Source organism: Acidobacteriota bacterium (assembly GCA_016715115.1).
Classification (GTDB): Bacteria; Acidobacteriota; Blastocatellia; order Pyrinomonadales; family Pyrinomonadaceae; genus JAFDVJ01.
Window position 1 is genome coordinate 309,631 of record JADKBM010000016.1, and the last position, 18,234, is coordinate 327,864.

Here is an 18,234-nt window from a genome sequence, read left to right on the forward strand (position 1 = left end):
CGGGAAAGCGAGATATTCTCAAAAAACGCGCCGCGCAAGAAAGCGGCGACGGGTTACGTCTGAATCCCTACTGCGGTCCGCGTGGACGGATCACTTCGTCCGTTTCTTCAGCATCTCCTTCGGTATCGGATTTCCCGGCCGCTCTTCATCCCAGGAAACGGCCGAGATCCACCAACGACTTCCGTCCCAGTAAAGCTCAATACTGTTCACACCGCGTCCCTTTATTTTGGCGTCCTCGGTAGTAAATTCATACGCCGAAAAGACGTGCGCCAGATTGCCGAAGCGCCTTTCGACGCGGCCGATCTCGCGTTCGCTGAAGCCCTCGGCGACAAAGAACTCGTTAGATCCGTTCACGTACTGCAAATGATTTTGGATCGATGCCCGGATCTTGCCGTCGCGTTGGCTGAGCGCAACGAACCGGATGTCTTTCGTGTACAGAGTGCGGTCGCGCGACCACTGTCGCGGAACCCCTTTCCCGCCTGAGATCGTCGCATAAAACGCCTTGACGATGCCGTCGATCGTCGCGACGTCCGACGGATCCGCCTCGATCGCGGGAATCTCGACCGACTTCAGATCGCGATCGCATTGGAATTCGAGAGTCGAAGCTGCGTTCGCGATCTTCCAGCCCGCTTCCGTCCGCACGAGGTTGAAGGTATTTGTCCCGCAATGCGAAAACTTGTCCCCGACGAAAAACGTGTAGCGCCCCGAAACTATCGACAGATCGCCGCTGATCCGAATATCCTTGTTCGGCATCCTCTCGATGTATTCGGCGGCCTTCGCTTCCGAGATTGCTTTCGCGAAGCTCTCGGCAGTGAAGACGCGCGTTTTCGAAATTCCTTTGCCGTCGCGCGGTTTGTCGATGGCAACCAACTGCCCGTCGTTGGTGAATTGCGCTTTGATGTCCGCGAAACTCTTCGCGCGCATCGCGGCAAACAGGGCATCGGGAACCGCGCCCGCATCCCGTTCGTCGGACGTTTGCGGCAATGCCGCGTTCGAAAACAACAGAACCAAACCGACTAGGATCAACTTTTTCATTTCTTTTCCAGTGAACCGGCGATGCGCGGCGCTATCTCGTCGAGCCAGCGATCAAGAACGATCTGTGAATAGTACTTTCCTTTGAGCATCACGCCGGCGCGTTTTTCGGTATTTGAGATATCGAGAAGCGGATTAGCGTTGAGCAAAACAAGATCGGCATTCTTTCCTTTTTCGATCGTGCCCGACTTCGAGAGCGTTCCGAAGAAGAGCGCCGGGTTTTTTGTCGCGGCTTCGAGTGCGGCGAATCGGGTCAGTCCGGCTTCGTTGAGCGCCTTGAGTTCGCGGTGCATCGTGAACCCGTAAAGCCAGAGAAACTCCGGCGTGTCGGAGCCGGCGAGTATTTTTCCGCCGGCATCATATATCGCTTTGATCATCTTGTCCCTGATCGCGACCCATTTTGCGCGTTTCTCGTATGAAATTTGGTTCAGCGGCGTCCGCTTCAGATACCCGATATAGAAGTCCTGCGCTTTTTTGGGGTAGAACCGGAAGTCCGGCTGCGCGCGGATCGATTCCTCAGTTCGCGGCATTCCGAAAGTGTTCTTCATAAAATGCTGCGTCGGATCGACGAAGGGGTTTGATTCGACCGTCATTTTCGCGATCTTTGCGATCTTCGATTCGTCGATGTAATCGAGGCTTTCCCAGTTCTTCGGATTGTAAACATACAGATCCGAAACGGATCCGCGCATCGGCGCGTCGTCCGCGAGAAGCGCTTCGAGGTAACCGTCAAGATGCTCCACCTGCTGGCCCGCCTTGAACGCGCGCTCGAGACCGACGAATCGGCTGTCGGCGTGGCCGACGACGCGAATCCCGATCTTCGCGGCTTCATCGACGGCCGCTTCATACACTTCCGCCTTGATGAACGTCGTGATCTTGATGAAGTCGTAGCCGGCGGCCTTTGATTTGCGGACCGCGTCACGGGCTTCTTCGGGCGTGTTGACGACAAAATCGTTTCCCTGCTTCTTTCCGGTCAGGTGCGGGCTCGCCGAGTAGATCGTCGGCGCGATGATCTCGCCTTTCGCGGACTGTGCGCGGAGGATCAACTGCTCGGGCGTTCCGATCATCAAACGGATCGTCGTCACGCCGTTGGCGATCATCACCTTGAGTTCGTCTTCGGCGATCGATTTCGGGTACTCGTCGCCGTCCGAGAGAAGATGCGTGTGCATATCGGCAAGTCCGGGAATCAGGAATTTGCCGGTTGCGTCTATGATCTCCGCACCTTTCGGAACCTTCGCCGTTGGACCGATCTCGGCGATGACGCCGTTTTTGACGATGACGATCTGGTTAGTCAAAACATGTTCCGTGTCCATCGGTATGACATTGACGTTCTTGAAGACGACCGTTTGGGCAAAGGAAACTGCGGCCGTAAAAAGTGAAATCAAGATAATGAATGTGACTTGTTTCATAAGTTTATTTCGGCGCTCGGGTCGAGGCGATCGCGGTCAGTTTCCATTCGCCGCGGATCTTTCGATATGTGGCGATCCACGAAAACACGTCGAATTCCTCGATCTCCGCACCATCAGCATTTTTTGTTCTCAGTCGGACACGTTTATGGACGAGAGTGTACGCGAGAGTCGCGTCGTCTGACACCTCGATCACCGGCGCATCTATGTCGTCCCACTCGACAAACTCCGAGTTTCGAAAGTAGTTTTCGAACCGGCTGAGACTCGATTCGCGAGTCGGACGCGCGATCGAACCGTTCCTGATATCGGCGAATCCGTCGGCAAAGGAGGATAACAACAGTGCGGCGTCGCGCCTGAAATGCGCCGCCCGCGCCCGGTTGTGAACCTCAAGTATTTCGGTCATCGCAACGACCTTCGCCGGAACAGCGAAGAGATCATCACTCGATCGGTTGATTCTGATCTCGCGAAACCTGAGGACGAAATCGCCCGTTTTATCCGTTGCGGTCGCGACCGACGGCAGTTTCAGTTTCCCGACCTGCTTCCATTCGCTGAAGACGGTCCGGATCATCTCCGTCGCGGCGCTGAACGGGTTGCGGACCGCGAAACCTACAAGCAATCCGTCGGATTTCGCGAAAAAGACCGCCGCGTCATTCCCAAGTTCATCTTTTGCATTGAGCTTCCACGCGGGGATGCCGGCAACCTTTTCTTCGCCGCCGAACGTATAGTCACGAAAATAGTTGCCGATCTCGAGCGCAATGCGCTGGTAGTCGTGGGAATGCCAAACGAACCCGGTTTTCGCGTCGGCCATCTTGATCTCGCCGTCTACTCCGCGCGTCCAATATGAAGCGCCGTTTTGAATCCCGACGTAGGGAGCGCCGTTCGTTCTGGCCTGCCTGAAAACGAGCCTCGAACCGCTCGCGGAGTCGATCTCGGTGATGTATTTGCCGTTTGGCCCGAAACAGTCGGCGATCGCGTGGATCGACTTCACACGCTTGCGTTCGCTTTTGGGACCGACTGAGTCAAGCGATCGTTGGATGATTTCCACCGGCGAGTTTTGGGCCGCCAACGAAATGACGCTCGAGAGTGCGATCATAATCAACGACATCAGTTTTGCCATTTTCTCCTGTTGGCGCTTACTTCGCCGAAAGCTGTTTGAATGCCGCGGCTGTCGCCGGCAGAAAGACGTAATTGTCGAAAACGAAACGTTTGTGCTGCGATTCGCCCGCGAACATCCGGACGAATTCATCGAGATTCACCGACTTTCGCATCTGTTCAAGGTTCTCGCCCTTTGCATAGGAGGCTTCGGTCTGCCGCTTGACCGATTTGAGAAGTTCGATCATTTGCTTCGCGTATTTGTCGTCGCGAAAGATCGGACCGTGACCGGGAATCGTGATCTTCGCCCTGATTTCGATCAGTTTCTCGAGAGTCGCCGCGTACTCGAGCGGATATGACGTGGAACCGACGAGCGGGATCGGCGAAACGATCAGATCGCCGCTGGCGACGATGCGCTCCTTCGGAAGATGGACGACAATGTCGGCGCCGGTATGCGCACGGCCGAGGAAGAGTATCTCGATCTTCCGCTTGCCGTCGTCGATCGTCGTTTTGTCTTTCACGGTCCGCGTCGGAAGAACTATCTCAAAGTCTTTGCTTTCAGCAAGATACGATTCGACCAGAGAAGCGTCGCTGAGATAACCGAGACGTTCTTCTTCGGTTAGCTTATTGCCCGCGAGGTTTTCGCCCTTTTCGACGGTCTTTCTGAGAAACGCGGCGAATCCCGGGCCGTTATCGACCGAACCTTTGCGGTTCGCCGCGCCGATCGTCGGAAGATCCGTGAGCGTGCTCTCGTGAGCGATGAACTCGACGCCCGGAAACTCGTCGCGATAGACCCGGTTGCCGATGATATGATCGTCGTGCCAGTGCGTATTGACGACGTAGCGCACGGGTTTGCGCGTGATCTTCCTGAGCGCGGCGAGAACATCGCGCGTGTAGGCGCTGCTGATGTTTGTATCGACAACGGTGACGAACCGTTTGCCGACAATGATGACCGTGTTCGGGTTGAACCAGAGTGAGGCCGGCTCCGTCCGGATCACCGCATAGACGTCGGGCGCGATCCTCTCGATCGTAAAATCGGGAGCCGCCGAGGTGGAAACCACGAATGAGAGAAGCGCCGAAACAATCAGAAGTCTGCCCAGCATAACTACTTCGGAGTTTGAACCGTTGGCGGTTTGATGGATTTTTCTTTCTTCGTGCAGCCGTTTGGTTCCATCGACGAAACGGCGTTCGCGATCTTCCAGATGCCGTCGGTTCTGATCAATTGAAACGCGTTCAGACCGCAATGCGACAGTTTCCCATCGGTAAAGAAAACGTAACGCCCGTAAACGAGCGCGATATCGCCGTCCACCTCGACCTTCGGCGCATACATCTCTTCCTTGATCTCGCCTTTCTTCTCGGTGAAGTTCTTCGAAAAGACCTCGCCGGAAAAACTCACGTATTGCTTTTTACCGTCGCGGCGAGTGACGACCGCGGCCAGATTCGAGTCTTTCGTCCAGAGTCCGGCGATTGCGGCCGGATCGTGATTCGCCATTTCGTCAAACATCTTGTTGACGACGGCGAGCGCGTCTTTCGAATCATCCGATTTCTGCGCAAACGCTCCGAGCGACCCGAGCAGACCGATTGTGACCAATACAATAAAGTTTTTCATTTTTGCCTGTGTAATTACGTCGTAATTACGATTTCCGTTTGGATTTCGATTCAACAAGGTTCTTACGCCTCAATTGCCGTCGAGTTTCAAGGGTTTGTCCACTTTCGGCCGCGCCGCGCGGTTCCCGAGTTCCCAACCGGTCGCAAAGATCGTCCGCACGACCTTCTCCATCTCCCCGAAGTTTATCTTTTCGATCGAATCCGAAACCTGATGATAATCGGCGTGGCTGCCGTCCATATAAAAGATGATCGGAATCCCCTTGCGGGCATAGTTGAAGTGGTCCGAGCGATAGAAGAACTGTTCCGGATCCTTCGGGTCGTCGTATTTGTAATTGAAGCTCAAATTAAGGAACGACTTGTTTGTCGCCTCGCTGACCTCACCGAGTTCGGTGCTCATCATCTTCGAACCGATCAGAAAGATCTCGTTCGGTTTCGGCAAAGCCTTGTTTTGCGGATGGTTCTCGTCGCCGGGATTCTGGTAACGGCCGATCATATCGATATTCAGTTCGGCGATGATCGAACCGATCGGAACGGTCGGATTGTCGGTAAAATACTCGCTTCCCCACAGACCTTTTTCCTCGCCGGCGTGCCATATAAAAAGGACCGAACGCTTCGGCCGCATCGCGCCTTTCGAAAACGCCTCCGCCATTGACAGGACGGCGACCGTCCCGGAACCGTCGTCGTCAGCGCCGTTGTAGATCTTGTCGTCTCCCGGCGCGTTCGGATTCATCCCGACGTGATCATAATGCGCGCCGATCGCGACGTATTCGTTTTTTAGAACCGGATCACTGCCCTCGAGAATTCCGACGACGTTTTTCGACGATGTTTCTTCGGTCTTTACCGAGATCGTCAGGCTCATTTTCTTCGTCGGCTTGAGATCGAACGGCTCAACGAAATCGGCGGCGGCGGCCTTGTTGTAAACGTTTGAGCCGCTTGCCTTTTCGCCTTGAAAAAGCGCGGCGATAAGCCGCGGATTCGCGGTGATCGTCGGAATCGCCGGCCCGCCGGCCTTGCCGAACGAGATCGCGCCCGAAACGGTTTGCTGCGTTCGGATTCCCTGCCAATTGGCGAGATTGCTGAAATTCCCAAACTGGATCAGCGCCCGTGCGCCGTTCGCCTGTGCGTACATCGGCGGCGAGATCCAGTCGCCGCCGGCCGGTCCCTGAAGATCGTTGAACGTGATTCCTTTCGGAAGACTGTTCACGACGACGACGATCTTGTCTTTGACCTCGATCCCTTTGTACGGGTCGATGCCTTTCGATTTGATGACCCAACCGTGACCGACATAAACAACGTTGCTCGGCGCGATCTGCCCGGGCACGAATCCGGCGAGAAAATCGTCGCCGTAATTGAATGCCTGCCCGTTCAACTCAAGTTTTGTCGCGGCGCCGTCGATGCGGTTCCGTTTCAACGGAAACTTCTGAAAATACGTGCCGTTGTCGCCAGCCGGCTTGATCCCCCAGGCCTTCAGATGTGAAGCGAGGAACATCGCCGCGATATCGAGTCCGCGCGATGGCGTATCGCGGCCTTCCAACTCGTCCGATGCAATGAATTCAAGGTAGTTTCTAAGTTGTGCCGCGGTGATGCCGTCGGTATTGCCGAATTTCGGCACGGCAGCGGCACTCTTGGTTCGGGTTTGAGCGAAGGCCGGGAATGATCCCGACAACGCGACGACGATCAGTAAGAACAGAGTAATTTGTTTCATTGTTTATTTTTTTTGCCTTGGGCCGGCCAGCAGCATCTTTGTCTTCTACGAATGCAGTTCAATCAACCGGAGTAGGTATGAAAGGTACTGACTGGGCTATCTCGTTTTCTACATCGATGTCGCCGCCCGGCCCAAAGATCGCAGAGCCTAAAGTCCGAAAACGGCGATGCCGTCGGGAATCGCGCCTGAGGCAAGCTTCCCTTTGATTTCACCGGAGGCTAGCTGCAACTTGAGGACAAGATCCGGCTGAACCACGGAAACGAACGCCGTCGCGCCGTCTTTCGAAAAGACGATCCCGAGCGGGGAGCTTTCCAGCTTTAACCGCTTCGTCTCCTTGCGAGTCGCAACGTCGATCAGGACGATCTCTTTCGTGTTCGGGATCGTCGCCGCGGCGATTTTGCCGTCCGGCGTGAATTTCACGCGATACGGACGCTCGCCGAGTTTGATCCTGTCGACGACCTTGTTTGTCGCCGTGTCGATGACGTCGATCGCGCCTTCGGCGTTCAATCCGGCCCAGACCTCTTTGCCGTCCGGCGAGACGTCGATCGCCTCGGGTTGTTTCCCGACTGCGATATGCGTCACCTTCGAAACTGCCGGCGGCACATTCTGAAACTCGAAAGCGGTCACCGTATCCGAACCGATGTTCGCCGTGTAAAAACGTTTCTGGTCGGGCGTTCCGACGATCATATGGGTAGCATTTTGTCCTGTTCCCATCAGCCAATCCACACGATTTGTTGCCAAGTCGAAACGCCCGATAAGCCTGTTTGTTTCCGCAGTAAAATAGATCTTCCCCGCAAGTTCGATCAGTCCGTGAGGCCGCAGAAGCGGCGAAAGATCGACCCGTTTCGTTTCTTTTTTCGATTCAAGATCGATGATCGAGAATGAACTTCCCGGAGTCTGCGCTCCGTAGTTGGCGACGACCGCCGTTTTTCCGTCAGGCATTATGACGACCTCGTGCGGTGAATCACCGGTCGCGACCTTTCCGAGAACGGTCATCGACAAAGGATCGATGATCGCCAGCGTCGCGTCCTGTTTGTTGAGCGCGACGAGCAAGGGTTTCGGAGTCTGACCGATGACGATGACGTAACTTTTCCAGTAGATAATGACTGAAACCGCCAGCATCAACAGCGCTTTGGTTTTTTGTTTCGCCAACATAAGCTCTCAATCCTCTTGTCTGACGGTAATCTACGTCGAGAAGCCCGGGAAAGATCCGATTATGTGACGAAACGAATCTCGAAGGGATGAAACGCGAATTCGACACAGTGCAGAGTGCTACACAGTGCTGCACAGTGCTGCACAGTGCATAGAGCATAGTGCAAAGTGCAAAGTGCAGAGTTCACAATACTCAGGCAACGCCCGGTGTATTCTGATCTTTAACTTTTTTGCACTCTGCACTATGCACTCTGCACTCTGCACTATGCACTCTGCACTATGTCAATGCCTGCACTCTGCACTCTGCACTCTGCTCTCTGCACTCTGCTCTCTGCTCTCTGCACAAAAAAAGACTTGGGGATTCACTGAAAGCAAATCCCCAAGTCCAGGTTCAATTCCCGATCGCAAATCGCAAATCGGAATTCGGCAATCGCTTTACGGGAAGATCCCGAGTTCCGTGTAGCACGCCGCGACCTTGTCGATGGCGTTCATAAACGCAGCCGTCCGCAGGTTCAAAACCTTCGGATTCGACTTCAGGATCTCGCGGATCTGGTGATAAGACGTGATCATCGTCTCTTCGAGTCCGGAATAGACGAGATCCTTTTCGTCCGCCCCTCTCGCAACGACGCGCCGTTCGTCAGCCGTCAGCGGGCGGCCGGTTTCGCGTTCGATGATGCTCAGGATCTTCTCGTACGCGCCTTGTTCGAAGCGTTTTTCCATACGTCCGAAACGCACGTGCGAAAGATTCTTGAGCCACTCGAAATACGAGACCGTGACGCCGCCGGCGTTGATGTAAACGTCCGGCACGACCATAATTCCCTTCGCATCAAGAATCACCTCGGCATCGGCCGTGATCGGGCCGTTGGCCGCTTCACCGATGATCTTGGCCTTGACGCGCGGAGCGTTGTCGGCCGTGATCTGATTTTCGAGCGCCGCCGGAATCAGAATGTCGCATTCCAGTTCAAGCGCCTGCTCCCGAGCGGCGAGATTGGTGGCGCCAGGGAAGTTCATCATTGAACCGTTTTCCTTGCGGAACGCCATTACCGCTTCGAGATCGAGTCCGTCGGCGTTGTAGATCCCGCCTTCATATTCCGAAAGCGCAATGATCTTCGCGTCGGCTTCACGGAAAAACTTCGCGGCGTGATATCCGACGTTTCCGAGCCCCTGAACGACGACCGTCTTGCCGGCGATGCCGCGCGTCAGTCCGATCGCTTTCATATCGTCTTCCTGGTCGCAAGCTTCCTTCAGACCGTAGAAAACGCCGAGCCCGGTCGCTTCCGTACGTCCGCGGATTCCGCCTTGCGAAACCGATTTGCCGGTGACGCAGCCGAGCGCGTCGATCTGATCACCGTGGAACGCGAGATACGTGTCCGCGATCCACGCCATTTCGCGCGGACCGGTACCATAGTCGGGCGCCGGGACATCGACCGCCGGCCCGATAAAGTTCTTGCGGATCAACTCGGCCGTGTAACGGCGAGTGATGCTCTGAAGTTCATCAACCGTGTAATTCTTGGGGTTGATCTTGACCGCGCCTTTCGCGCCGCCGAACGGCACGTCAACGATCGCGCACTTGTAGGTCATAAGCGTCGCGAGCGCGATAACTTCGTCCTGATTCGCTTCTTCCGAATAACGGATTCCGCCCTTCACAGGCAGCTTATGATGACTGTGTTCGGCGCGCCAAGCAGTTATTACTTCATATTTATCGCCGCGCCGCACCGGAAATTGGAATGAATAAACGCTGTTGCAGGTTTTGATCTGCTTCAGCAAACCTTCGGCGTGACCGGTAAGGTTCGCCGCCTTGTCGAAATATCGGTCAACACTTGCCAAAAAACTATGGCCGTCTCCCATTGCACTCATAATATTTCCCCTTTTTTCATAGATTTAGAAACACCTGAAGTTATTTTTATTCTAACGCAGTTTGACGGTCACCGAAAGCGGTTTTCACAAGATTTGGAAAAACCAACCCCACTTTTTCGGGCGTCTGCCGGAATGCGGCGCGCCTCGACGGGTTGCGCCGGACCTGATTCACATCGCCCGCCGATTTGTGTATAATTCCCCAAGTTCGCGCCGCGCGTTTTTTTGCAACTTGCTCCGACATATATTCATCTTTTGACTTTGGTTTGTTCGGAAATCCCCGAGGTTGCTTCGATCCCTTTTCCCGTTCTTGCCGCAGAGGCGCGGCCGCCGGCGACAACCGACCGATCCGTTGGAGGAACTATGTTTTTACGATCACGATTCGTCCGCATCTCGACCACACTCGGCTTGATCCTGTCGATCGCCCTGCTCAGTTTCGGCGACACGATCCGCCTCAAGGACGGCAGCATTATCAAAGGCCGCATCGTCAGCTTCGCCGAAGGCAAGTTCACGGTGCAGATCGGCGAGGGCTCTCGGCAACGGCAAATGGTGTTTTTCGCGGACGAGGTCGAATCGATCGAGTTTGACGGAACGACCGGCATTTCGACCCTGAAGACCCAGCTCCCGAACCGCACGAATTCGAATACCGCGACCCCCGACGCGACGCCGAAGCCGAGTCCGACTCCGAACCGTTCGGTGATCATAACCGATAATACGACGCAGCCGACTCCGACACCGACTCCGGTATTTTCGCCCGTACCGACGCCGACGCCTTTGCCGACGCCTTCGAGTACGCCGGTCGTTTCGAAGATCAAACCGGTTGTGCTCAACGTCAAGGTACTCGCCGACAATACGGCCAACGGTTGGACCAATTCGCAATGGGTGGTCAAAAAGGGGCAGAAGATACGAATCTCGGCGAAGGGGCAGATCAATCTCGGCAACGGGCGATTTTCCGGGCCGGCCGGGATCAGTTCGCTTCCCGACAAGGACAAGCTTGTCCCGACCTCTGCAACCGGCGGACTGATCGCCGTCATCGGCGACGACAACAACGAATTTCTTTTCATCGGAGCTTCCCGTGAATTCGTTGCGCCGCGAGACGGAGCGTTGTTTCTCGGCGTCAACGAAGGGGATCTGAACGACAACTCAGGGGCGTTCGATGTGACCGTCGAGATCGAAGTCAATTAGTTGCGGTCAACAAAAGTAGTCGCACGGATGCCGATCGCGTCCGTGCGACTTCGTTTTGCTTCGCAACCTTGATAAAAACCAACTAAACATCCAGAATCGGTATCTAAAGTAGAAATTGCGCCCGTAACCCGAATTCTTATGAAGATCAGAACCGCTTTCCGAACATTTTTGTCGCTATTGATCCTTTTCGGACTTTTCGCGAACACCTTCGCGCAGTCGAAGGTGCAGAAGGTTGACCCGAAGGATCAGAAGAAAAACACGCGGCCGACGCCGAAGACCGAAGAAGAACTCAAGAAAGAGGAAGAGGAACGGCGGCTTCGCGAGGAATCGAAAAATGCCGTCACCGATGACGAGGTTTTGACGATCAAGACCAACATCGTCAACGTCGACGCGGTCGTTTACGACAAGAAGTCGGGCCAGATCATCACCGGGCTCAAAAAGGAGAATTTCGCGATCTTTGAGAACGGCGTCAAACAGGAAGTTTCGCAATTCGCGACGCCCGATGCGCCGATCACGGTCTCGCTCGTCATCGAATACAGCAAATGGTCGGAAGCCATCGGATACGCGGCGAATCGCGGTTACGAGTCCGGGAAATACGAGGTCATCCGGCCGGCCGCCTACTTTTTGTCGAAGTTCATCAAACCGCCTGACGATTATGCGTCGGTCATTGCCTTCGACATTCGTCCGACGCCTTTGACGGATTTCACGAACGATCCGAACCGTCTGCGCCAGGTCGTCGACCTTCTCGTCCGCAACAACCCAGCGTTTCGCGAGAACAATCTCTTCGACTCGATCAAATTCGCGCTCGTCGGCGGCAAGGGCGACACCGTCGTTCTTGAGAATTCAAAGGAAAAGTATCAGGAATACGGCGGAATGGTCAGCGTCAAATCCAAGCGCCGAGCGATCATTCTCGTCGCCTCGGGGCTCAATACTTTCAGCCGTTTGAACTATGACGACGTCCGCAAAGTGGTCCAGAGTTCTGGAATTCCGATCTACGTCGTCGGCACGGGCAATATGTTTTTCAAGCTATATGAGGACCGTTTGCCCGCGACCGACGGAGTCGACGGCACACCGGGACGAATGTCGTTCCAAATGGCGGCGAACTATTTGACGACCTTCGCCAAGGAATCGGGCGGCGCCTATTTCCCGGTGACATTCGAAAGCGAAGTGCCGAGCGTGCTGAATTCGATCAACGCGCTTTTGCGGAACCAATACAGTCTCGCCTACGACGCCACCGACAAGCCGAAGGACGGAAAGAAGTACAAGCTCGAGGTAAAGGTCGACCTCAACGGCGACGGCATTTACGAAGAAAAGCAACTCGTCGTCCAGCACCGGCCTTTCTACACGGCGGAAAAGGAAAAGGTCAAAAAGTGAAAAAGGGATGAGCGAATGTGATTCTTGCCGTTACTTATCGATTCATATGATTCGAAATCGAGCCGGGAGAGATTTTGCTCGTTCTTATTAATTGGTTGAACTCCGCTTTTTCCGGTTGGTTCACCTCAGAGCAATTTCGTTTATGCTTCGATGGAATCCGAGGTTATTGATCCGAAACGGATTCCGGGCCAAGTTTCTTCTTAGTTACTGACCGTCGAAAGCAATGCTTTGCGCACATCCGGGCGGCAAACGGCTGCAAATCCCGGCGTTTCGAATCCGAAACCGAGGATGTTTGTGATATTCTGACCAAACCTTCTGGAAGTGCGAGGATTCGCGATTATAAGTTCATTTATGACAAAAACCTGATTGCGGATGGTTGATCGTTTCGCCGTCCGCCGGAAAATCGGAGGACGGGCCAATGATCGGCAAGAAATCGATTGTCACCGACAGCAACAAGTTTAACGAAAATCAAGCGGCGCTCGACCGGGTCGCCGGAACTCACTCAAGATCACGCCGGCACATAAGCTCCGCGAACGCCGACGAACTGATCGGAACTCTTTCCGATGCGTATGAGAACCGTCGGGCGCGCCAGGTTCTCGAATGGGAGAAAGCGCGCCGCGGTCGATTAATGGATCTCTGAACAATGCCCCGAACTTCTGCTTCTGCATTATTCCTGTTTCTGGTCATCGCCTCGTCCGCGTTCGCGGTGCGCGCGCAGGACCTTTCGCGGTTTGCGGATGCGATCCGCGCCGGCACGTCGGAGGAAAAGCGCACGGCGCTGTTCGATCTTCGCAATCTGCGCACCGCGGAAGCTTCGCGGATCGCGGCCGCAGCGCTGAGCGATCCCGACGCGGCAGTCCGCGCGACGGCGGCGATGTCGGTGGTATTTCTTCCCAAGGACGAAGCCGTCACGGCGCTGACACCGAATCTCTCGGACAAGGACGCGTTCGTCCGCGGCGAAACGGCCTCGGCACTCGGCACCGTGCGTTCGGCCCTCGCGATCGACGCGCTGACGGAAGTCATCAATCGCGACCCGTCTCTCGCGGTGCGCGGCGCGGCATTGCGCGCGCTCGGCGACATCGGCGACGCGAAAGCGGTGCCGGCGCTGACCGATTTTTTGATTGCGAAACCAAAGGAATCGAACGGATTCGAACGCCGGTCGGCGGCGCGGTCGATCGGGCGCATCGCGCAAACGCTCCAATCCGGCGGATACGATCTGACGACGCCGGAGAGTTTTCTTCCGCCCAAATACAAAACGGCGCGCGAGGTGCGCGATCTTGAAGCTGCGTATCCGGTGTTCCGTGAGGCAGTGAGGGTTCTGAAAACGGTCGTTGCCGGCAAACGCGACGCGGCCGACACCCGGCGCGAGGCGGCCTATGCGCTCGGCGCGATCTCGAAAAACTCGATCGCATTTCTTGAAAACTGCGCCCAGTCACCGGATGTTTATCTCGCCGAGATCTGCCGCGAAGGCGCTCTGCGCGCGTCGCCTGCCGAAAAACGATGAATTTCACGATCCTTCGCTTTGACACGCTCGATTCGACCAACACCGAAGCGCTGAATGAGGCGAGGCTCGGCGCCGACGAAGGCCTGACGATCGTCGCCAAACGGCAAACCGCGGGCCGCGGGCGAAACGGACGCACTTGGATTTCCGCCGAGAATTCGGGGCTGTATGTCAGCGTCGTTTTGCGGCCGCGCATCGAAATGCGTCTCGTGCCGCTCATAACTTTGCTGACCGCGGTTGCGGTTTCGGACGTTCTTCGCGAAAATTACAAACTCGATCCGGATATCAAGTGGGTCAACGACGTTCACGTCGGCGGCAAAAAGATCTGCGGGATACTTGCCGAATTGACTGAAACGCGGACTGGGCCGGCGATCGTGGTCGGGATCGGGATCAATCTGAGATCGTCGAATTTTCCGCCGGAACTCGCCGGTATCGCGACCTCGATCGAGGTCGAGACCGGGAAGGTGACGACGGCTGACGAACTGCTTGACGGACTTTTAGGATTTTTCGGATATTTGTATGACCGTTTCGGCGATGAGCCCGGTTTCGTGATCGACGAATGGGCGGCGCGTTCGTCATATTTTCGCGGCAAGCAGGTCCGCGTCGCGACCGGCGGCGAAACCGTCACCGGCGTGACCGACGGCCTCGAACACAACGGCGCGCTGCGCGTCCGGACCGAATCCGGCGAGGTGAGGATCGTCCAGGCCGGAGACGTCGAGCAGCTGCGTTGAGAACTGGGAACTGGGAACTGAGAACTGAGAACTGAGAACTGAGAACTGAGAACTGGGAACTGAGAACTGATAGCTGATAACTGATAGCTGATAGCTGATAATTGATAACTGATAACTGATAGAGCTGATAATTGATAACTGATAACTGATAGCTGATAACTGATAGTTGTGGGTTCAACTCTTGTCTCGGAGAACTGTCAGTGATCAGCTATCAGTTGCCACTTATCAGCTATCAGCTATCAGTTATCAGCTATCAGTTATCAGCTTTCAGCTTTCAGCTTTCAGCTTTCAGCTATCAGCTATCAGCTATCAGCTATCAGTTATCAGCTATCAGTTATCAGCTATCAGTTATCAGCTCTTTCAGTTATCAGTTATCAGTTATATCAGTTATCAGTTATCAGCATGAGATTTTCTGAAATTCATCCGGTCATTTACCACACGCGGGTCTGGCAGTTGCGTCTGGCGCGCAGGTTCAGGGACGCGCGGAGCGGCGTCCGGTTCGCGTCGGAACAGGCGGGCGAAACGCTTCCGCTGACCGTCAAGAATCATCAGTCGCTTCTCCGCCGCAAACTGGGATCGCTCGATATGCGGTTTCAGGAGAACAAGGTGACGAATCTCGAGATCGCGCGGCAACCGATCGACGGGCTTTTGGTCAAACCGGGCGAGACGTTCTCTTTCTGGCAGAGGGTCGGCGAGACAACTTCAAAAAAGGCTACCTCGAAGGCCTTCAGCTATCGCGAGGAGAGATCAAGACCGGCATCGGCGGCGGACTCTGCCAACTCGCGAATCTGCTGCTCTGGATGGCCTTCCATTCGCCGCTCGAGATCGCCGAACGGCATCATCACAGCTTCGACCCGTTTCCCGACGACCGGCGTGCACTCCCTTTCGGCAGCGGCGCCAGCGTTTTCTACAATTACATCGACCTCCGTTTTTTCAACCCGACGGAACACACGTTCCAGTTTCGGGTCCGGCTGACGGACGAGCATCTCAAAGGCTCGATTCTTTCATCAGTCGAACTTCCGACGACCTATCACGTCGTCGAGCGCGGACATCGTTTCGTTCGCAAGAACGACAAGAATTACCGCCAGAACGAGATCTGGCGCGAGGTCATCGACCGCCGCACAGGAAATGTCATCGAGACCGAGTTGCTGGTCAAAAACTTCGCCGAGGTCAAATACGAATTGAATTTTCCTGCCGGAGAGTGTTAACGTTTACAAGCTTATGAATAACGAGTTTGAATTTGACCACGACGAAGAGTTCGAGGATCCAGAAGGCATTTTTGAAGATTTCGAGGAATTCGATCCCGAAGAGGTCAAGATGCGCACCGCGATCCTCTCGAAAAACGATATGATCGCGCTTCTCTGCGTCAAAACCGCCGATCAGGGCGGAGCTATATGCCGTGTCGATCCGCGCGAACCGACGCCTTCAGTTCAACTTTACGACGACCCGGCGAAAGCCCTCGAATGGTTCCACAAGAGCCTCCGCACAAGCCGTCGAAACGGCTGGCAGCTTGTTTACGACGGCCTTCCGCTCCAAGGTTAACTTCCTTTTTTGCAATTATTTATGCTTCTGGCGATCGACATCGGAAATTCGGCGACGAAGTTCGGTGTCTTCGACGGCGAGCGGCTTGTCAAACGCTTTACGGCTCCGACGATCCGCGGGAAATCCGCGTCCGAGATCTTCGAATCGATCGCGGACGAGGTCGATTTCCGGGTCGAACGCGTCGTCATCTCGTCGGTCGTGACGGAGTTGATCGAAGCCTTCAAGGAGCTTTCGGAAGAGCGCTTCAACCAAACGCCCGTGATCGTCGATTCGACGTTCGATTTCGGATTGAAGGTCGCGTACGACCCGCCGTCGAATGCCGGGACCGACCGCCTCGTGGCCGCGTCGGCCGCCGTCAGGAAATACGGCAAACCCTGCATTGTCTGCAGTTTCGGAACAGCGACGACGGTCGATGCGGTCAATTCGAAGGGCGAATTCGTCGGCGGCGCGATCGCGCCCGGGATCAACACTCTCGGCGAAGCCTTGTTTCTGAAGACATCGAAACTCCCGCGCGTCGAACTCGTCAAACCGAAAAGCGCGATCGGCGATTCGACCGCGGAATGCATTCAGTCCGGGATTTTTTACGGTTACGTCGGGCTCGTCCGCGAGCTGATCACGAGAATCAAGCACGAACTCGGCGAACCGGCGACGGTCGTCGCCACCGGCGGCTTCGTTTCGCTGGTCGCCGGCGAGATCGATCTGCTCGACCACGCCGACGAACTCCTTATTCTCGAGGGCCTCAGGGATCTTGCTACGGAACGATGAATCCGTTGAGCGGGTTTGCGTAAAAGGCGTCGGTCTTCCAATTCATCAGATTCCATTTGCCGGTTCCGATCACCTTCACGGGGATCACGACCTTTTGATCGCCGAGCTTGTTTTTTGAAGCAATGCCGTCGTCAACGAGATTTCCGTCCGAGCCGACCTTGAAATTCGCCTCGCGGATCTGCGTTCCCTGATAGAAGAGTTTGACCGTGTAATCGCCCGGCATATCCTTCATAAATTTCGACTGCGGATACTTCATCGAACCGCGCGGATTCAGGAACGCGTGAAACTTGTACCACGCCATCACATATTCTTCCCATTGCGATGCCGCCTTGTCGTCGTTGCGATTGGGGAAACGCCTCTGCTTGGCGCTGATCTCGCCCATATCGTCGGTCGTCGCGATCTGCGCCCCGTTGTAAAACAGCCGCGCCTCAAGTTGCCCGAGCGTATATTCGCCCTTGAGCCACATCGTCACGGCCGTCAGCGGCGACCATTGGTCGCGTGAATAATCGAGCCAGACGTAGCCGATCGGGAGGTTCCAATCCTGATCGACGTAATAGGTGTAGACGTTTTTCCACATCGGGATCTTGGGCAGCGCGTCGGGTTTGTATTTTGCGACCTTGTACTTCCCTTCAAAGACGACCTCGCCGTTCTTGTCGGTGATCTTGATCCCGAACGTGCCGACGGCGTCCGTCGAAGTGTTCTCGTGTTTGTTCGACGTTCGCGGCGTGTTGAGTTCCGCGGTCTGCTCGTTGCCGTTGCGCACGTTTTCTTCGAGCGGTTCGCTGAACCACGCGGCGCCGTTCGGCAGAAAATACTCCGCCTTGTAGCGGAGCCGCTCGTTGCCTTTGTAAAACACCTTGAATTTCACTTGCGGCACCCAGCTCGTGAAGTTGTATTTGTTCTCACCCATTTTCCAATAGGTGTCGAGTGTGTCGCAGCGTATGTCGAGCGTCGTTTTCAGGAAAACGGGATTCTCATTGGCGACCGGCTTGAGCGGCAGGTCGGATGCGGTGACCGTCGAAACCGTGTTCGAATTCGTTCGGTCCGGCGTGGCCGTGGTCATAGGCGTCGCCTGGGGCGTCGGTTTCGGCCCGATCTTCGGTATGTTGATCTTGATCTGCGCGCTCGCGACGGCGACCGCAAAAACTAAGAAAGTTATCGTGGAAATTGTCTTCATTCTTCGCTCCTTGGTTTCTAAATGAACAAGCCATTAAGAATAGGACGCCGTGCGGCATCCTTCGGTTACATCCGCGGAAACAAAAATAGAACCGGCCGCGAACACAGAACGAC

16 protein-coding genes and 1 pseudogene are annotated in these 18,234 nt (G+C 55.3%); 8 read left to right on the top strand and 9 right to left on the bottom strand.

All coding sequences use genetic code 11. From position 1 onward, the window contains the following. Positions 1–90: 90 nt before the first annotated feature. From IPN69_19210 to IPN69_19245, 8 genes are all read right to left on the bottom strand, one after another. Positions 91–1,035: a nuclear transport factor 2 family protein gene (locus tag IPN69_19210; GenBank protein MBK8812840.1), complete on the bottom strand. Its 945-nt coding sequence runs from the start codon at positions 1,033–1,035 to the stop codon at positions 91–93. After that, positions 1,032–2,438 (bottom strand): amidohydrolase family protein, encoded by a 1,407-nt coding sequence (locus IPN69_19215; protein MBK8812841.1) that lies wholly within the window; start codon positions 2,436–2,438, stop codon positions 1,032–1,034. The genes IPN69_19210 and IPN69_19215 overlap by 4 nt, the downstream gene beginning before the upstream one ends. A 4-nt stretch (positions 2,439–2,442) precedes the next feature. Then, positions 2,443–3,552 (bottom strand): hypothetical protein, encoded by a 1,110-nt coding sequence (locus IPN69_19220; GenBank protein ID MBK8812842.1) that lies wholly within the window; start codon positions 3,550–3,552, stop codon positions 2,443–2,445. Positions 3,553–3,568: 16 nt separating this feature from the next. After that, positions 3,569–4,630 carry an MBL fold metallo-hydrolase gene (locus IPN69_19225; GenBank protein ID MBK8812843.1) on the bottom strand — a complete coding sequence of 354 codons (1,062 nt, stop codon included), beginning with the start codon at positions 4,628–4,630 and terminating at the stop codon, positions 3,569–3,571. 2 nt (positions 4,631–4,632) lie between these two features. Further along, entirely contained in the window at positions 4,633–5,136 is a 504-nt protein-coding gene (locus IPN69_19230; GenBank protein MBK8812844.1) for a nuclear transport factor 2 family protein, read from the bottom strand. 69 nt (positions 5,137–5,205) lie between these two features. Continuing rightward, the gene (locus IPN69_19235; protein ID MBK8812845.1) at positions 5,206–6,840 is read right to left on the bottom strand and encodes a M28 family peptidase; all 1,635 of its coding nucleotides are present in this window, start codon (positions 6,838–6,840) and stop codon (positions 5,206–5,208) included. Positions 6,841–6,987: 147 nt separating this feature from the next. After that, on the bottom strand, positions 6,988–7,995 hold the full coding sequence (locus IPN69_19240; protein ID MBK8812846.1) for a YncE family protein: 1,008 nt from the start codon (positions 7,993–7,995) through the stop codon (positions 6,988–6,990). 432 nt (positions 7,996–8,427) lie between these two features. Beyond that, the gene (locus tag IPN69_19245; GenBank protein ID MBK8812847.1) at positions 8,428–9,840 is read right to left on the bottom strand and encodes a Glu/Leu/Phe/Val dehydrogenase; all 1,413 of its coding nucleotides are present in this window, start codon (positions 9,838–9,840) and stop codon (positions 8,428–8,430) included. Between the two features lie 369 nt (positions 9,841–10,209). Here IPN69_19245 and IPN69_19250 point away from each other — a divergent pair, with 369 nt between their 5' ends. The 8 genes and pseudogenes from IPN69_19250 (at position 10,210) to IPN69_19285 (ending at position 16,944) form a co-directional block, all read left to right on the top strand. Next, a complete protein-coding gene (locus IPN69_19250) occupies positions 10,210–11,031 on the top strand; it encodes a hypothetical protein (GenBank protein MBK8812848.1) in 822 nt (273 codons plus the stop codon). A 138-nt stretch (positions 11,032–11,169) separates the two neighbouring features. After that, positions 11,170–12,405: a VWA domain-containing protein gene (locus IPN69_19255; protein ID MBK8812849.1), complete on the top strand. Its 1,236-nt coding sequence runs from the start codon at positions 11,170–11,172 to the stop codon at positions 12,403–12,405. A 418-nt stretch (positions 12,406–12,823) separates the two neighbouring features. After that, a complete protein-coding gene (locus tag IPN69_19260; protein MBK8812850.1) occupies positions 12,824–13,045 on the top strand; it encodes a hypothetical protein in 222 nt (73 codons plus the stop codon). A gap of 3 nt (positions 13,046–13,048) precedes the next feature. Beyond that, positions 13,049–13,909 carry a HEAT repeat domain-containing protein gene (locus IPN69_19265; GenBank protein MBK8812851.1) on the top strand — a complete coding sequence of 287 codons (861 nt, stop codon included), beginning with the start codon at positions 13,049–13,051 and terminating at the stop codon, positions 13,907–13,909. Further along, the gene (locus IPN69_19270; GenBank protein MBK8812852.1) at positions 13,906–14,637 is read left to right on the top strand and encodes a biotin--[acetyl-CoA-carboxylase] ligase; all 732 of its coding nucleotides are present in this window, start codon (positions 13,906–13,908) and stop codon (positions 14,635–14,637) included. Before IPN69_19265 ends, IPN69_19270 begins: the two co-directional genes overlap by 4 nt. Before the next feature lie 402 nt (positions 14,638–15,039). Then, positions 15,040–15,845 (top strand): annotated as a pseudogene (locus IPN69_19275) (VanW family protein). 13 nt (positions 15,846–15,858) lie between these two features. Further along, positions 15,859–16,179: a hypothetical protein gene (locus IPN69_19280; GenBank protein MBK8812853.1), complete on the top strand. Its 321-nt coding sequence runs from the start codon at positions 15,859–15,861 to the stop codon at positions 16,177–16,179. Between the two features lie 21 nt (positions 16,180–16,200). Continuing rightward, positions 16,201–16,944 (top strand): type III pantothenate kinase, encoded by a 744-nt coding sequence (locus IPN69_19285; GenBank protein ID MBK8812854.1) that lies wholly within the window; start codon positions 16,201–16,203, stop codon positions 16,942–16,944. Here the strand turns inward: IPN69_19285 and IPN69_19290 are convergent. After that, positions 16,931–18,121 (bottom strand): hypothetical protein, encoded by a 1,191-nt coding sequence (locus IPN69_19290; protein MBK8812855.1) that lies wholly within the window; start codon positions 18,119–18,121, stop codon positions 16,931–16,933. The genes IPN69_19285 and IPN69_19290 overlap by 14 nt on opposite strands. Positions 18,122–18,234: the final 113 nt, after the last annotated feature.

What these genes read in the sequence shown, in the direction of transcription:
- IPN69_19215 (MBK8812841.1), bottom strand. Translation starts at nt 2,438, where the DNA reads ATGAAACAAGTCACATTCATTATCTTGATTTCACTTTTTACGGCCGCA.
- IPN69_19245 (MBK8812847.1), bottom strand. Translation starts at nt 9,840, where the DNA reads ATGGGAGACGGCCATAGTTTTTTGGCAAGTGTTGACCGATATTTCGAC.
- IPN69_19235 (MBK8812845.1), bottom strand. Translation starts at nt 6,840, where the DNA reads ATGAAACAAATTACTCTGTTCTTACTGATCGTCGTCGCGTTGTCGGGA.
- IPN69_19260 (MBK8812850.1), top strand. Translation starts at nt 12,824, where the DNA reads ATGATCGGCAAGAAATCGATTGTCACCGACAGCAACAAGTTTAACGAA.
- IPN69_19220 (MBK8812842.1), bottom strand. Translation starts at nt 3,552, where the DNA reads ATGGCAAAACTGATGTCGTTGATTATGATCGCACTCTCGAGCGTCATT.
- IPN69_19285 (MBK8812854.1), top strand. Translation starts at nt 16,201, where the DNA reads ATGCTTCTGGCGATCGACATCGGAAATTCGGCGACGAAGTTCGGTGTC.
- IPN69_19290 (MBK8812855.1), bottom strand. Translation starts at nt 18,121, where the DNA reads ATGAAGACAATTTCCACGATAACTTTCTTAGTTTTTGCGGTCGCCGTC.
- IPN69_19255 (MBK8812849.1), top strand. Translation starts at nt 11,170, where the DNA reads ATGAAGATCAGAACCGCTTTCCGAACATTTTTGTCGCTATTGATCCTT.
- IPN69_19210 (MBK8812840.1), bottom strand. Translation starts at nt 1,035, where the DNA reads ATGAAAAAGTTGATCCTAGTCGGTTTGGTTCTGTTGTTTTCGAACGCG.
- IPN69_19230 (MBK8812844.1), bottom strand. Translation starts at nt 5,136, where the DNA reads ATGAAAAACTTTATTGTATTGGTCACAATCGGTCTGCTCGGGTCGCTC.
- IPN69_19265 (MBK8812851.1), top strand. Translation starts at nt 13,049, where the DNA reads ATGCCCCGAACTTCTGCTTCTGCATTATTCCTGTTTCTGGTCATCGCC.
- IPN69_19225 (MBK8812843.1), bottom strand. Translation starts at nt 4,630, where the DNA reads ATGCTGGGCAGACTTCTGATTGTTTCGGCGCTTCTCTCATTCGTGGTT.
- IPN69_19270 (MBK8812852.1), top strand. Translation starts at nt 13,906, where the DNA reads ATGAATTTCACGATCCTTCGCTTTGACACGCTCGATTCGACCAACACC.
- IPN69_19240 (MBK8812846.1), bottom strand. Translation starts at nt 7,995, where the DNA reads ATGTTGGCGAAACAAAAAACCAAAGCGCTGTTGATGCTGGCGGTTTCA.
- IPN69_19250 (MBK8812848.1), top strand. Translation starts at nt 10,210, where the DNA reads ATGTTTTTACGATCACGATTCGTCCGCATCTCGACCACACTCGGCTTG.
- IPN69_19280 (MBK8812853.1), top strand. Translation starts at nt 15,859, where the DNA reads ATGAATAACGAGTTTGAATTTGACCACGACGAAGAGTTCGAGGATCCA.